This window comes from Nocardioides aromaticivorans, assembly GCF_013408525.1.
GTDB classification, from domain to species: Bacteria; Actinomycetota; Actinomycetes; order Propionibacteriales; family Nocardioidaceae; genus Nocardioides; species Nocardioides aromaticivorans.
In genome coordinates, this window is the sequence record NZ_JACBZM010000001.1 from 641,471 (window position 1) to 654,920 (window position 13,450).

At 73.3% G+C, this 13,450-nt stretch carries 11 protein-coding genes; 3 read left to right on the forward strand and 8 right to left on the reverse strand.

The annotated features are described in order from the left end of the window. Positions 1-11 precede the first annotated feature (11 nt). A complete protein-coding gene (locus tag BJ993_RS03015) occupies positions 12-449 on the forward strand; it encodes a hypothetical protein (RefSeq protein ID WP_179647677.1) in 438 nt (145 codons plus the stop codon). Here the strand turns inward: BJ993_RS03015 and BJ993_RS03020 are convergent, their stop codons facing one another. From BJ993_RS03020 to ligA, 3 genes are read right to left on the reverse strand one after another with little or no spacing between them, the layout of a single operon-like run. Then, positions 450-2,723, reverse strand: a complete 2,274-nt coding sequence (locus BJ993_RS03020) for a protein kinase domain-containing protein (protein ID WP_179647678.1) — start codon at positions 2,721-2,723, stop codon at positions 450-452. It abuts the gene before it with no gap. 28 nt (positions 2,724-2,751) lie between these two features. Further along, positions 2,752-3,786: an alpha/beta hydrolase family protein gene (locus BJ993_RS03025; protein ID WP_179647679.1), complete on the reverse strand. Its 1,035-nt coding sequence runs from the start codon at positions 3,784-3,786 to the stop codon at positions 2,752-2,754. Positions 3,787-3,790: 4 nt separating this feature from the next. Next, on the reverse strand, positions 3,791-5,884 hold the full coding sequence (ligA, locus tag BJ993_RS03030; RefSeq protein WP_179647680.1) for an NAD-dependent DNA ligase LigA: 2,094 nt from the start codon (positions 5,882-5,884) through the stop codon (positions 3,791-3,793). A gap of 192 nt (positions 5,885-6,076) precedes the next feature. Between ligA and BJ993_RS03035 the strand changes: the two genes are divergently transcribed. Both BJ993_RS03035 and BJ993_RS03040 read left to right on the forward strand, forming a co-directional pair. Continuing rightward, a complete protein-coding gene (locus BJ993_RS03035; RefSeq protein WP_051931525.1) occupies positions 6,077-6,679 on the forward strand; it encodes a TetR/AcrR family transcriptional regulator in 603 nt (200 codons plus the stop codon). Between the two features lie 42 nt (positions 6,680-6,721). After that, complete coding sequence (locus BJ993_RS03040; RefSeq protein WP_179647681.1) at positions 6,722-8,374, forward strand: DHA2 family efflux MFS transporter permease subunit; 1,653 nt, start codon at positions 6,722-6,724, stop codon at positions 8,372-8,374. A gap of 65 nt (positions 8,375-8,439) precedes the next feature. Here BJ993_RS03040 and BJ993_RS03045 read toward each other — a convergent pair whose 3' ends face one another. From BJ993_RS03045 to BJ993_RS03065, 5 genes are all read right to left on the reverse strand, one after another. Then, on the reverse strand, positions 8,440-9,021 hold the full coding sequence (locus tag BJ993_RS03045) for a hypothetical protein (RefSeq protein ID WP_179647682.1): 582 nt from the start codon (positions 9,019-9,021) through the stop codon (positions 8,440-8,442). Positions 9,022-9,088: 67 nt separating this feature from the next. Then, the gene (locus BJ993_RS03050) at positions 9,089-10,102 is read right to left on the reverse strand and encodes a uroporphyrinogen decarboxylase/cobalamine-independent methonine synthase family protein (RefSeq protein ID WP_179647683.1); all 1,014 of its coding nucleotides are present in this window, start codon (positions 10,100-10,102) and stop codon (positions 9,089-9,091) included. Beyond that, a complete protein-coding gene (gene mnmA / locus BJ993_RS03055) occupies positions 10,099-11,223 on the reverse strand; it encodes a tRNA 2-thiouridine(34) synthase MnmA (protein ID WP_218864868.1) in 1,125 nt (374 codons plus the stop codon). Before mnmA ends, BJ993_RS03050 begins: the two co-directional genes overlap by 4 nt. 24 nt (positions 11,224-11,247) lie before the next feature. Continuing rightward, positions 11,248-12,420 (reverse strand): cysteine desulfurase family protein, encoded by a 1,173-nt coding sequence (locus BJ993_RS03060; protein ID WP_179647684.1) that lies wholly within the window; start codon positions 12,418-12,420, stop codon positions 11,248-11,250. Between the two features lie 102 nt (positions 12,421-12,522). After that, entirely contained in the window at positions 12,523-13,440 is a 918-nt protein-coding gene (locus BJ993_RS03065) for an ABC transporter substrate-binding protein (protein ID WP_036541395.1), read from the reverse strand. Positions 13,441-13,450 lie beyond the last annotated feature (10 nt).

Sequence of the window (13,450 nt, forward strand, 5' to 3'; positions counted from 1 at the left end):
GAATCCGCCGGGTGGACCTCCCTGCCCCGATGCCGCCGCGGCTCCCGCAGCGCGTCGTCGTCGCGGGCAGCCCCGCTCCCCTGCTCACGACCTTCCTGGAGCGGCTCGCCGCCGTCCTCGACCTGCCGCTGGTGCCGCTCTCCGAGCTCGCGGGCCGCGCCGACCTCGAGGCCCTCGCGGCGTTCGACGGCTGGGTCACCACCGCCGAGAGGTACGACGCCCGGGCGGTCCTGCTCGAGCGCGCGGACCTGGTGGTGACGGTCCTGGCGGAGGAGCCGGGCACGTTGCGGAGCCTCGTGCGTCGTACCGTGCGCCGGATCAGGTCGGACGCGCCGGAGGTCGACCTGGCCTGGGTGGAGGCGCTGCCGGTGTCGCACCCCGACCTGCCCGCCGTGCGGCTCGTGGGCAGCGACGCGGTCGAGGCGTGGCTGGCCGGCCTCGGCGCGTGATCAGCGGCTGACGCCGACCAGGATCGAGCCGTCCTCGTCGACGTGGGCGTCGACGCTCGTGCTGCCGGTCTCGGTGAAGCCGTCGGACGTCCGCGCATAGCGACGGGCCTCGGCGGTGTTGCGGTCGACCAGGACGAGGTCCGTCGTGCCGTCGCCGTCGGTGTCGCCGGCGACCGAGCGGGTCCGGTCGAAGGCCAGGTCGCCGATGACGACCTCGTCGTCCTCCTCCAGCCTGGTGCCGTCGGAGAGCAGGGTGGCGACGCCGAGTCCGTCGCCGCCGAAGTCGCGCAGCGCGACCACATCGGCGTCGCCGTCGGCGTCGACGTCACCGAGGCCGATCCGCGTGGTGTTCCAGGACCAGTCGCGTGCGCTGAACCAGCCGCGGTTGGCGTCGAACGTGCCGCCCGCGAGCGACGCGAAGACCCGGATGTCGATGCCACCCTCGGGCGGCTGGCCCATCTCGACGAAGTCCGCGCGCCCGTCGCCGTCGACGTCGGCTGCACCGATCCGCATGTCCTCGTAGGTCCAGCCGTCGATGCCGGCCCACGACTCAGGCGTTCGGAAGCCCGTCCCGTCCGCCAGCGCGACCTCGATCGAGATCGCCCCGGTCCCCGCGCCGGTCAGGAAGGCCAGGTCGTCCTGGCCGTCGGCGTCGAAGTCGCCCGCGGTCACGCGGAACTCGTCCGGCAGGTCGGGTGTCGCCCACTCCACGGGCTTGCTGAACCTTGCGCCGTTGGACGCCGCCACTCGCACCAGTCCGGGCTCGGCGAGCGCCAGGTCGGCCCACCCGTCGCCGTTGAAGTCCCCGCGCACGACCAACGCGTCGCCGTACGCACTGGTGCTCCAGCGCTGCTGCGCGCCGAAGCCGCTCTGGCTGCGCGGGTCGGAGAGGAGCACGACGGTCTCGTCGTCGAGGTCGTCGAGCAGGATCGTGTCGTCGAAGCCGTCGCCGTTGACGTCAGCCGGGGCGATCGGCCCGTCGATCGGTCCCGGTGCGCCCGCGGAGCGCGGCGAGTCCGACGAACCGGGGCTGGACCCGCCCGTGGCGGAGCCGGCGGCCGACGGGCTGTCGCCGCCGTCCCCCGTGCTGCCGTCGCCCTTGCCGTCGTCGCGCAGCAGGCTCCAGCCCACGCCCCCACCGACGCCCAGGAGGACGGCGAGGACGACCAGCGCGGCGACCAGTCCGGTACGCCGCCGCGGCTCGTCGCGGCCGGGCGGCATCAGCGGCGTGGGATGGGGCGCGGGACGCGGCACGGGTTGGGGAGGCGGCGCCTGCGGGACCGACGCGGTCGACGGCGCGGACGGGTACGACGGCGCCGACGGGTGCGAGCCGACCGACGGGATCGGCGAGGTCGGGGGCGCCGGCGGGTAGGAGCCCGCCGAGCCGGCCGAGGACGGGTACGACGGCACGGGCGGCTGCGGGGGCGCCACGAACTGCCCGCTGGGGAGGCCGCCGGCGGCCCGGATCGCGCGCAGGTGCGCGGCCGCCGCGCCGGCCGACGGGTGCCGCGCCGCGGGGTCCTTGGCCATCGCCCGACGGAGGAAGGCGTTGAGCTGGGCCGGGGCGCCGGGCAGCTGCGGGATCGGCGAGAACTCGTGCTGCGTCGCGAGCTGGACCGGCCCGCCGTCGTACGGCGCACGACCGGTCAGCAGGAACCACACCAGGCAGCCGAGGGCGTAGATGTCGCTGGCCGCCGTGGCGGGCTCACCACGGAACCGCTCGGGCGCGAGGTAGGCGTAGGTGCCGGCCACCACCCCGCTGCTGGTCAGCGACGACTCGTCGTCGCGGGCGATGCCGAAGTCGCAGAGGTAGGCGTGCACCTGGTCCTGGCCGGCGCGCAGCAGCACGTTGTGGGGCTTGACGTCACGGTGCACGACGCCGACCGCGTGGGCGTCCGCGAGCGCCGAGGCGACCTGCGCGGCGAGGTCGAGCGCGCTGTCCGCGGGCGGCAGGCCGTCGCTGGCCACCCGGGCCGCGAGGTCGCCGCCCGGGACGAACTGGGTGGCGAGGTAGAGGACGCCGTCGTGCTCGCCGTGGCTGTAGACCTGGATGATGTGCGGGCTGTCGCTGCGCGCCAGCACGGTCGCCTCCCGCAGGAAGCGGCTGCGGAACTCCGGCTCCTCGGCGAGCTGGACGGCCAGCACCTTGAGCGCGACCCGTCGCCCGAGGCCCTCCTCGACCGCCTCGAAGACGACGCCCATGCCACCGGCCCCGAGCTGCCGGGTGATCCGGTAGGGGCCCAGGGAGTCACCGACACCGGGGATGCGCGCCACGGCGACAGCGTAGTGACTTCGGCGTCTCTCAGAGCTGCCGTCTGAGGAACCGGTCGGTCCGCTGCATCGACAGCTCGAACTGGGGCCCGAACGCGTGTCCCTCGCCGGGGTAGGTCCGCAGGGTGACGTCGACGCCGGCGGCCCGCATCAGCCGGGCAGTCTCCCGGCTCCAGCGCAGCGGGCAGGTGTCGTCGGCGGTGCCGTGGTGGATCAGCACCGGCTCGGTGACGTCGCCGAAGTAGGTGCGGGCGCTGATGCCGGCCCAGAAGTCCGGGTTGTCCGCGGGCTCGCCGTACCGCCGCAGGACGAGCGCGGCGATGCCGCCGCGGCCCGGGGCGTCCCGGACCCAGCGGTCGAAGTTGTCGACGGCGTCGGAGCTCACCGGCGCGAACGCCACCCCGGCGCGCACGAGGCCCGGCTTGGCGGCCAGCACGTTCATGACGATCCCGCCGCCCATCGAACGGCCGACGAGCGCCACCCGGTCGTCGTCGACCGGCCCCCGCCACGCCCGCAGCGCGAGGACGGCGTTGACGACGTCCTCGGTGTAGCCCATCCGCATGTCGAGCCCGCGACTGCGGTCCGGGGAGGACTCGGCGTGGCCGCGGTAGTCGACGTGGAGGGCGACATAGCCGTGGTCGGCCAGCCACTCGCGCTCGCGGGTCAGGCCCTGCCCGTTGCGGTAGACGGCCGGGTCGATGTAGCCGTGGGCGAGCACGACCGCCGGGAACGGCCCGTCGCCCACCGGCACCGCGATCCGGCCGGAGATGGTGAGGTCAGCGCTGCGGTAGGTGACCCGGTACTGCCGCTGGGTCGCGGTCCGCAGGACCTCCTCCCCCAGTCGCAGCCGGCCGCCGTTGAACGACTTCTGCGCCAGCGCCGGCAGCGACACCGGGTCCGGCTCAGGTACGACGGAGGCCGAGTCCGTCGGCGTACCGGAGGTCGCGGAGGACGACGCCGGGCCGGGCTGGGGCGATCGCCCCGAACCGGCGTCGGGCGCGCCGGAGCACGCCGCGAGCAGCGCACCCACGGCGAGGAGCGCGATCGCGTGTCCGGCGCGGCTCACGGCGTCAGCCCGCCGCGTCCGGGCCGTTCTCCAGCAGCCGCTTGAAGCCGTCCTCGTCGAGCACCGGCACGCCCAGCTGCTCGGCCTTGTCGGCCTTGGAGCCGGCGTTCTCGCCGACGACGACGTAGTCGGTCTTCTTCGACACCGAGCCGGCCGCCTTGCCGCCACGGGACAGGATCGCCTCCTTGGCGGAGTCGCGGGAGAAGTCGACGAGGGACCCGGTGACCACCACGGTCAGTCCCTCGAGGGTGCGGGCGACGGACTCGTCGCGCGCGTCCTCCATGGACACGCCGGCGGCGGTCCACTTGTCGACGATCGCGACGTGCCAGTCGACCTCGAACCACTCGATGACGGCGCGCGCGATGGTCGGGCCGACGCCCTCGGCGGCGGCGAGCTCCTCCTCGGAGGCGGCGCGGATCGCGGCCATCGAGCCGAACTCCTGGGCCAGCGCGCGGGAGGCGCTGGGCCCGGTGTGGCGGATCGAGAGCGCGACGATCACGCGCCAGAGCGGGACGTCCTTGCGGGCATCGAGGTTGGCGAGCAGCTTGGCGCCGTTGGCGGTGAGCTGCGGCCCCTCCTCGTCCTTCTTGGGGGCCCGGGTGAAGAGGTCGGTCCGGCGGAGCTTGTCGGCATCGAGGTCGAAGACGTCGCCCTCGTCGGTGATCACGCCGGCGTCGAGCAGCGCCACCGCCGCCTCGTAGCCCAGTCCCTCGATGTCGAAGGCGCTGCGCCCGGCGACGAAGAAGACCCGCTCGCGGATCTGGCCCGGGCACTTCTGGTGGTTGGGGCAGCGGCGGTCCTTGTCGCCCTCCTTCTGCTCCACCAGCCCCGTGCCGCACGCCGGGCAGGCCGTGGGCGCGACCCACGGCTCGAGGCCCTCGGGCCGCAGCGGGAGAACCGGGCCGACGATCTCCGGGATCACGTCACCGGCCTTGCGCAGGATGACGGTGTCGCCGGGGCGGACGTCCTTGCGCTCGACCTCGTGGAAGTTGTGCAGCGTGGCGTTCTCGACCGTGGAGCCCGCGACCTTGGTGGGCACCATGACGCCGTACGGCGTCACGCGGCCGGTCCGGCCGACGTTGACCGCGATGTCGAGGAGCTTGGTGTTGACCTCCTCGGGCGGGTACTTGAACGCGATCGCCCACCGCGGCGCCCGGCTGGTGGAGCCGAGCCGTCGCTGGAGGGCGACGTCGTCGACCTTCACCACGACGCCGTCGATCTCGTAGGGCACGATCGTGTGGCGGTGCTCGCCGGCGTGGGTGATGTAGGCCTCGACGTCGGCCAGCGTCGGCACGACCCGCACCTGCTCGCTGATCGGCAGGCCCCAGGCCGCGAGCGCGGCGTACGCCTCGGACTGCGCCTTCGGCTCGAAGCCCTCGCGCGCACCGATGCCGTGGCAGACCATGCCGAGCGCGCGCGAGGCGGTGACCCGCGGGTCCTTCTGGCGCAGCGACCCGGCCGCGGCGTTGCGCGGGTTGGCGAAGGCGGGCTTGCCGGCCTCGGTCATCGACACGTTGAGCGCCTCGAACGCGGCGACCGGGAGGAACACCTCGCCGCGCACCTCGACGAGGTCGGGCACCGGGTAGTCGTCGGTGCCGGTGAGCCGGTGCGGCACCGCCTTGATCGTCCTGACGTTGGGCGTGACGTCCTCGCCGGTGCGGCCGTCGCCGCGGGTCAGCGCCCGGACCAGGCGGCCCTTCTCGTAGAGCAGGTTGATCGCCAGGCCGTCGACCTTGAGCTCGCACAGCAGCGCCGCGTCGGACGCTCCCTCGCGGTCGAGCCGCGCGTGCCACGAGGCGAGCTCCTCGAAGGAGAAGGCGTTGTCGAGGCTCTCCATGCGCTGCAGGTGGTCCACGGCCGTGAAGTCGGTCGAGACCGCCCCGCCGACCTTCTGCGTGGGCGAGTCCGGCGTCCGGAGCTCGGGGTACTGCTCCTCCAGCGCCTCCAGCCGGCGCAGCCGCTTGTCGAAGTCCGCGTCGGAGAGCGTCGGGTCGTCGAGGACGTAGTAGCGGTAGCGCGCCTCCTCGATCTCCTCGCTGGTCGTCGCGTGCTCGTCACGCACCTCGGGAGGTACGACGGGGAGGTCGGCCTGGCTCATGGGGAACATCTTGCCGGGCGCCACCGACGGCCGGGCCCGGGAGGCGGGCACGCGCCGATGTCGGTGCTCTCCGGAAGGCTTTCGCACGCCCGGGAATGGATCCGGCGACAACGCGCTTGACAGAACGAAACCGTTCCGTACTATCTACTTGGAACGAAACCGTTCCGTTTCATCGAAGAACCCGGAGTAGCCATGGTCCCCCGCATCAGCCGCCGTGAGGCACCGGCCCGACCCCGCGTCGAGGGCGACCGTGAGCAGGAGATCCTCGACGCGGCCATCGCCGTCCTCGTCGACGCGGGCTACGACCGGCTGACCATGGATGCCGTCGCCACGAAGGCCAAGGCGTCGAAGGCGACGCTCTACCGCAAGTGGGACGGCAAGGCCGACCTGGTCATCGACGCGCTCATGTCGCAGAAGACCCCGCTGGAGACGCCGCCCGACACCGGCAGCCTGCGCGGCGACCTGCTCAGCATGTACTGCGGCCACGGTGGACTCACCGACGAGCACCAGACCGCGCTCCTCGGCAGCGTGGTCACCGCCATCGGCCGTGACCCCGAGTTCGCGGCGGCCTTCCGCGACCGGTTCATCGCCCCCAAGGTCGAGGTCGGCCGCGTCGTCTACGAGCGGGCCCGCCAGCGTGGCGAGCTCCGCGACGACGTCGACCTCGACATCCTCACCGCGGCGCTGCCCGGCATCGTGCTGCACCGCGGCTTCCTGCTCGGAGACCCACCGACCCAGGACCTGATCGCCCGCGTCGTCGACCAGGTGATCCTCCCGGCCGCGACCCGCGGCTGACGAAGCGCCCACCTCCCTCACCATCCACACGAAGGAACCTCCATGACCGACGTCGAATCCCTCGACCCTGCGGCGACGACCTCGCCCGCAGACGTCGAGGCAACACCCACGAAGCACGCCGGCCTCGCGCTGGTGCTGATCCTCACCGCGCAGCTGATGGTGGTCCTCGACTCGACCATCGCCAACATCGCGCTGCCCTACATCGGCAACGACCTCGACATCTCCCAGGCCAACCTGACCTGGATCGTCACGGGCTACGCGCTCGCGTTCGGTGGCCTGCTGCTCCTGGGCGGACGCCTCGGTGACCTCTACGGCCGCCGGCGCCTGTTCACGATCGGCCTGGTGACCTTCGCGGTCGCCTCCCTGCTCGGTGGCGTCGCCGCCAACGAGGCGATGCTCCTCGGCTCCCGCGCCCTCCAGGGCGTCGGTGCCGCGATGGCCGCGCCGGCCGCCCTGGCCCTGATCACCACGACGTTCCCGGCCGGACCGGCCCGCAACCGCGCCATGGCGGCGTACGCCACCATGTCGGGCGTCGGCGCCGCGATCGGCCTGATCCTCGGTGGCTGGCTGACCGGCCTCGACTCGTTCGCCGGGCTCGACGTCGAGGGCTGGCGCCTGACCTTCCTCATCAACGTCCCGATCGGTCTCATCGCCGCCGCCGCGGTCCCGCGGATCCTCGCGGAGTCCGAGTCGCACCCCGGCCAGATGGACATCCCCGGCGCCATCACCGGCACCCTCGGCCTGCTCGGCATCGTCTTCGGCCTGTCGCGTGCGGGCGAGGAGGCCTACGGCTGGGACCACGCCCAGACCATCACGTCGCTGGTCGCCGGTGTCGTCCTGCTGGTCGCCTTCGCGATCGTCGAGTCGCGGGTCGAGCACCCGCTGCTGCCGGTCCGGATCTTCGCCAACCGGACCCGCGCCACGAGCTTCGTGGCGATGATGATCGCCCCCGCCGCGATGTTCGCGATGTTCTACTTCCTGAGCCTGTTCATCCAGCAGATCATGGGCTTCAGCCCGCTCGAGGCCGGCTTCGCCTTCCTGCCGTTCTCGTTCGGCATCGTGATCGGCGCGGGCCTGGCGTCCAACCTGGTCGCCCGGGTCGACGCCCGCTTCCTGGCCGGCACCGGCACCCTGCTCGCGGCCGCCGCGCTCTTCATGTTCTCGCGGATCCCGGTCGACGAGTCGCCGAAGGCGGTCCTGACGGCGCTCGCCGACGGTGGTGCCGACATCAACTACTGGACCCACCTGTTCCCGTTCATCGTCCTGATGGCGATCGGCATGGGCCTGGTGTTCGTCCCGATGACCCTCACCGCGGTCCACCACGTCCGCGCCGAGGACTCGGGCATCGGCTCCGGCGTGCTCAACACCATGCAGCAGGTCGGCGGCGCCCTCGGCCTCGCCACCCTGAGCACGGTCGCGCTGCACTTCACCAACGACCAGGCCAGTGAGGTCGCCAAGCCGATGGCCGAGGCGATCACCGCCACCGGCGGCGACCCGACGGCCGTCGTGCCGGGCACGGACCTCAGCTTCCTCGAGGCCGCGATCTTCGGCTCCAGCTTCCCGGAGGGTGCGGTCCACGCCTTCCTGGTCGCCTCGATGCTGATGCTGGCCGCCTCGGCCGTGATCTGGACGTTCCTCAACGTCAAGCACACCGAGCTCGCCACGGACGCACCCGAGGGTGTCCACGTCGGCTGACCCTGCCGTCGCACCTGATCGAGGCCCGCTGGAGGAGATCCCTCCGGCGGGCCTCGTCGCGTCCGTCAGGAGGCGTCGCCCGACCAGCCCGGCAGCGGGGCGTCCGCGAGCTCGGCCGGAGCGACCAGCCCGAGCCGGTCGTCGGCCAGCAGCTCCTCGAAGCGCGACACGGGGACCTCGAGGCCGGCCTGCTCCCGCGGATCGCCGGTGATCGGCTGGCCGGCGTAGAAGACCTCCTCGAGCACACCGTCGTCGAAGTGCCGGAGCACGAGGAGCCCGGGGTCCTCCTCGGGGGCCTCGGTCTCCCAGACCAGCTGGAAGTCGCCCTCCTCCGCCGACCAGTCGGCGCACGCCGCGTCCGCGCAGGCCGGCAGGCCGTCGGCCTCGGCCACGGTGAGCACCACCAGGTCGCCGTCGTCGCCCTCGCCGGCGTTGAACCTGATGCCGACGCCGATGCCCTCGTCCTCGCCCGGGGACTCGAACGAGTCGGGCTCGATCCCGAGGACCTCGGTGGCGAGCACCGCCAGCGTGCGCGCGGTCGTCGGCACCGTCGCTTCGTCCTGCTCCGCGCTGTCGGCGTCGCCGCACCCGGCCAGACCCGTCAGGACGCCCACCACGGCCAGCCCCGCCACTCCCCGTCGACCCATGCCCGAGATCCTCTCCTGCCGTCGTTGGTCGGTGTGACGCACGGCCGCCCCGAAAGGTTCGGGCGCCCTAGCCTGCGCCGAGCGACCTCGCCACCGAGCGCACCAGCTCGGTCGCCCGCCGTGCGTCGGCCGCAGCGGAGCCGGCGAGCCCGCACGCCGGGGTGACGACGATCCGCTCCCCCACGACCGCGGGGTCGAGGCCGACCATGTCGAGCCAGCGCCGCACGCGCTCCACGAGCGCCTTGTCCGACGGCATCGCCCCCGAGGTGGGTACGACGCCCAGCGCGATCGTGTCCCCGGCCTCCAGGGCCTCGGCGGCAGCGTCGTGGCCCTCGGCGCCGAGCAGCGCGAGGTCGACCATCACCCCCCGCGCACCGGCCCCGCGCAGCAGGCCCAGCGGCACGTCCGGGGCGCAGCAGTGGACCCACGGCTCGGCACCGGCGTCGCCGGCGGCGCCGAGGACCCACTCAAGGGCCTCGCTGGCCTCGGGCGGGTGCACCGTGCGGTGCTTCCCGAAGCCGGACGCGGTCGGGACCGCGCCGGCCAGCACGGCCGGGAGCGCCGGCTCGTCGAGCTGGAGGACGACCCCGGTCGCGCCGGGCACCCGTCGGCGCACGTCGGCGACGTGGTCGGCGACCGCCACCGCGAGGGCCTGGGCCAGGTCTCGGCGCGCGCCGTGGTCCGCGAGCAGCTTGTCGCCGCGGGGCCGCTCGACGGTCGCCGCCAGCGTCCACGGTCCCGCGAGCTGGACCTTGACCGGACCGGCGTAGTCGGCCATGCGCTCCTCGAACGTGTCGAGGTCCTGCGCGACCAGGCTGCGGGCACGACGCTGGTCGAGCGTCGGGGCGCCGGAGGTGCCGGTGAGGCGCCAGCCGCTCGGCTGCAGGTCGGCGTCGAGCTCGCCGACGAGACCGAGCGAGCGACCGGTCATGGCCGCGACCGCGCCCCGACCGGGGACCTCGGGGAGGAACGGGATGCCGCCGTCGGCCGCCAGCTCGCCGAGCACGACGGACAGGGCCTCGTCGAAGTCGCGCTGGGAGTCGCCGGGGAAGGACCCGACACCCGTGGCCCGGACCGTCACCCGGCCGCTCCCGCGGGGACCCGGTCGGCGCGGGTGATCGTGGCCGAGCCGACGACCCGGGTGCCGTCGTACACGACGACGGCCTGGCCGGGGGCGATGCCGTGGGCCTGCTCCACGAGCTCGACCTCCAGCTGCCCGTCGAGGACCCGGACGACCGCACGGTGCTCGGCGCCGTGGGCGCGCAGCTGGACGGTGACGTCCGGCCCGTCGAGCACGGTCCCGGCCGGGAGCGGGGCGCCGCACCAGCGCAGCCGGTCGCCGGTGATCCGCTCGACGGCGAGCCGCTCGCGGGGGCCGACGGTGACGGTCCCGCTGACGGGCTCGATGTCGAGGACGTAGCGCGGGCGGCCGTCCGGCGCGGGGTGGCCCAGGCGCAGGCCCTTGCGCTGGCCGATCGTGAAGCCGTAGGTGCCGGTGTGCTGCCCGAGCACCGTCCCGGTCGCCTCGTCGACGATCTCGCCGCCCTGGTTGGGCGCCCGGTCGCCGAGCTTCTCCCGCAGCCACCCGGTGTTGTCGCCGTCGGCGACGAAGCAGATGTCGTGGCTGTCCGGCTTGTCGGCGACGAGCAGCCCGCGGGCGGCCGCCTCCTCGCGGACCTTTGTCTTCGGGGTGTCGCCAAGTGGGAACAGCGAGTGCCGCAACTGCTGCTCGTCGAGCACGCCGAGGACGTAGGACTGGTCCTTGGCGCCGTCGACCGCGCGGTGCAGCTCGACGCCTGCCGGGCCCTGGACCACGCTCGCGTAGTGGCCGGTCGCCACCGCGTCGAAGCCCAGCGCCAGCGCCTTGTCGAGCACCGCCGCGAACTTGATCTTCTCGTTGCAGCGCAGGCAGGGGTTGGGCGTCTGCCCGGCCGCGTAGGTGTCCATGAAGTCCTCGACCACGTCGGTGTGGAAGCGATCGGAGAGGTCCCAGACGTAGAAGGGGATGCCGATGACGTCGGCCGCGCGGCGGGCGTCGTTGGCGTCCTCGATCGTGCAGCAGCCGCGGGCGCCCGAGCGGTATGACTTCGGGTTGCGCGAGAGCGCCAGGTGGATGCCGGTGACCTCGTGGCCGGCCTCCTTGGCGCGCGCGGCGGCGACGGCGGAGTCCACTCCCCCGGACATGGCGGCGACGACCTTCAGCGGCTCCACGGGCTCGCCCCCGGATCAGGCGCGGGCCGCACGGGCCCGCTCCACGCAGGGAGCGATCGCGGCGACCACGGCGTCGACGTCGGCCTCGGTGCTGGTGTGGCCGAGGCTGAACCGCAGCGAGCTGCGGGCGTCGGCGGCGTCGCGACCCATCGCCAGCAGCACGTGGGAGGGCTGCGGGACGCCGGCCGAGCAGGCCGAACCCGTCGAGCACTCGATGCCCCGGGCGTCGAGCAGCATCAACAGCGAGTCGCCCTCGCAGCCCGGGAAGCCCAGGTGCACGTTGCCCGGCAGGCGCTCCACCGGGTCGCCGTTCAGCACCACGTCGGGCACGGCGTGGCGCACACCGGCGATCAGCCGGTCACGGAGCACGACCAGCCGCGCGGCGAGGTCGGCCTGCTGCTTGACCGCGATCTCGACCGCGGCGGCGAACCCGGCGATGGCGGGCACGTCGAGCGTGCCGCTGCGCACGTCGCGCTCCTGGCCGCCGCCGTGCAGCAGCGCGGTCAGGTCCACCTCGCGTCGTACGACGAGAGCGCCCACGCCCTGCGGACCACCGACCTTGTGCCCGGAGACCGACAGCGCGTCCACGCCGCTCGCCGCGAAGTCGACGGGGACCGAGCCGATGGCCTGCACCGCGTCGGTGTGGACGGGGATGCCGTGCTGGTGCGCGAGGGCGACGACCTCGTCGATCGGCTGGAGGGTGCCGACCTCGTTGTTGGCCCACATCACGGTGAGCATCGCGACCGTGCGGGGATCGCGCTCGATCGTCTCGGCGAGGGCGTCGACCCGCAGCCGTCCGAGCCCGTCGACGGGCACCAACACGACTGCCGCGGCCTCGTGCTCGTCGAGCCACTCGAGCGGGTCGAGGACGGCGTGGTGCTCGACCGCGCTGGCCAGGACCCGGGTGCGGACCGGGTCGGCGTCGCGGCGGGACCAGAAGAGGCCCTTCACGGCGAGGTTGTCGGCCTCGGTGCCGCCGGAGGTGAAGACCACCTCGCCCGGGCGGCAGTTGAGCGCCTGCGCCACCGTCTCGCGGGACTCCTCGACGATCCGCCGCGCCCGGCGGCCGGAGGCGTGCAGCGAACTGGCGTTGCCGACCTCGCGCAGCCGCGCGGTCATGGCCTCGACCGCGACGTCGGTCATCGGCGTCGTCGCGGCGTGGTCGAGGTAGACCGTCGGTGCTTCCATGGCACCCCCAAGGTTACGGCGCGTGCCCACGGCGTACCCAACCCGGCAGCGGGCGGGGACACAGGAGGCGGCCGTCCCGCAGGGACGACCGCCTCCGGTGCGTCAGTCCAGGCCGTTCGCGGCGAGGAACTCCTTCGCCACGTCAGCGGCGTCCTTCTTGTCGAGCACGACCTGCTCGAGCAGGCCGGCGAGGGTCTCGGTGTCCAGCGCCGCCGACACCGCGTTCAGCGCGTCCGTCACCGTCTCGTCAGCCTTCGACTTCGCGATGAGGGGCACCACGTTCTGGGCCGCGAAGAGGTGCTCCGGGTCCTCCAGCGCCACGAAGTCGTTCGCGGGGATGTTCGGGTCGGTCGTGAACAGGTTGGCCGCGTCGACCTGGCCGTTCTTGAGGGCCTGGACGCTCAGCGGGCCGCCGGCGTCCAGCGCCCGGAAGCTGTCGAACTTCACGCCGTACAGCTTCTCGAGGCCGGGTACGCCGGTCGGGCGCGTCTTCCACTCCGGCGGGCCACCGAGGGTGAGGTCACCCGCGACCTCCTTGAGGTCGCCGATCGAGGCGAGGTCGTACTTGTCCGCGGTCTTCCGCGTCACGACGACGGCGTCCTTGTCCTCCGCGTCGGACTTGTCGAGCACGATGAGGTCCTTCGGCAGCGCGGCCTGGAGCTCGGTGTAGACCTCGTCGGAGTCCGTGGCGGAGGCGTCCTTGTCGAAGTACTGGTCGAGGACACCGGTGTACTCGGGGATCAGGTCGATCGACCCGTCCTGGAGGGCGGGGATGTAGGCCTCGCGGCTGCCGATGTTGAGCGTCTTCTTGACCTTGATGCCCTTCGCCTCGAGGGCGCCGGCGTAGATCTCGGCGAGCAGGGTGCTCTCGGTGAAGTCCGCGGACCCGACGACGACGGTGCCGGAGTCGGAGCGCGGCCCGCTGTCGTCGGAGGCCAGCGGGTCCTCACCACCACAGGCGGACATCGTGAGGAGGCCGGCAGCGATGGCGCTGACCAGCGGGATCGTCCGTCGATTCATTTTCGGTCTT

Bases quoted from the DNA above. Each gene is read 5' to 3' on its own strand.
- ligA (WP_179647680.1), bottom strand. From the start codon at position 5,884: ATGAGCCAGGCCGACCTCCCCGTCGTACCTCCCGAGGTGCGTGACGAG.
- BJ993_RS03045 (WP_179647682.1), bottom strand. From the start codon at position 9,021: ATGGGTCGACGGGGAGTGGCGGGGCTGGCCGTGGTGGGCGTCCTGACG.
- BJ993_RS03040 (WP_179647681.1), top strand. From the start codon at position 6,722: ATGACCGACGTCGAATCCCTCGACCCTGCGGCGACGACCTCGCCCGCA.
- BJ993_RS03035 (WP_051931525.1), top strand. From the start codon at position 6,077: ATGGTCCCCCGCATCAGCCGCCGTGAGGCACCGGCCCGACCCCGCGTC.
- BJ993_RS03065 (WP_036541395.1), bottom strand. From the start codon at position 13,440: ATGAATCGACGGACGATCCCGCTGGTCAGCGCCATCGCTGCCGGCCTC.
- BJ993_RS03060 (WP_179647684.1), bottom strand. From the start codon at position 12,420: ATGGAAGCACCGACGGTCTACCTCGACCACGCCGCGACGACGCCGATG.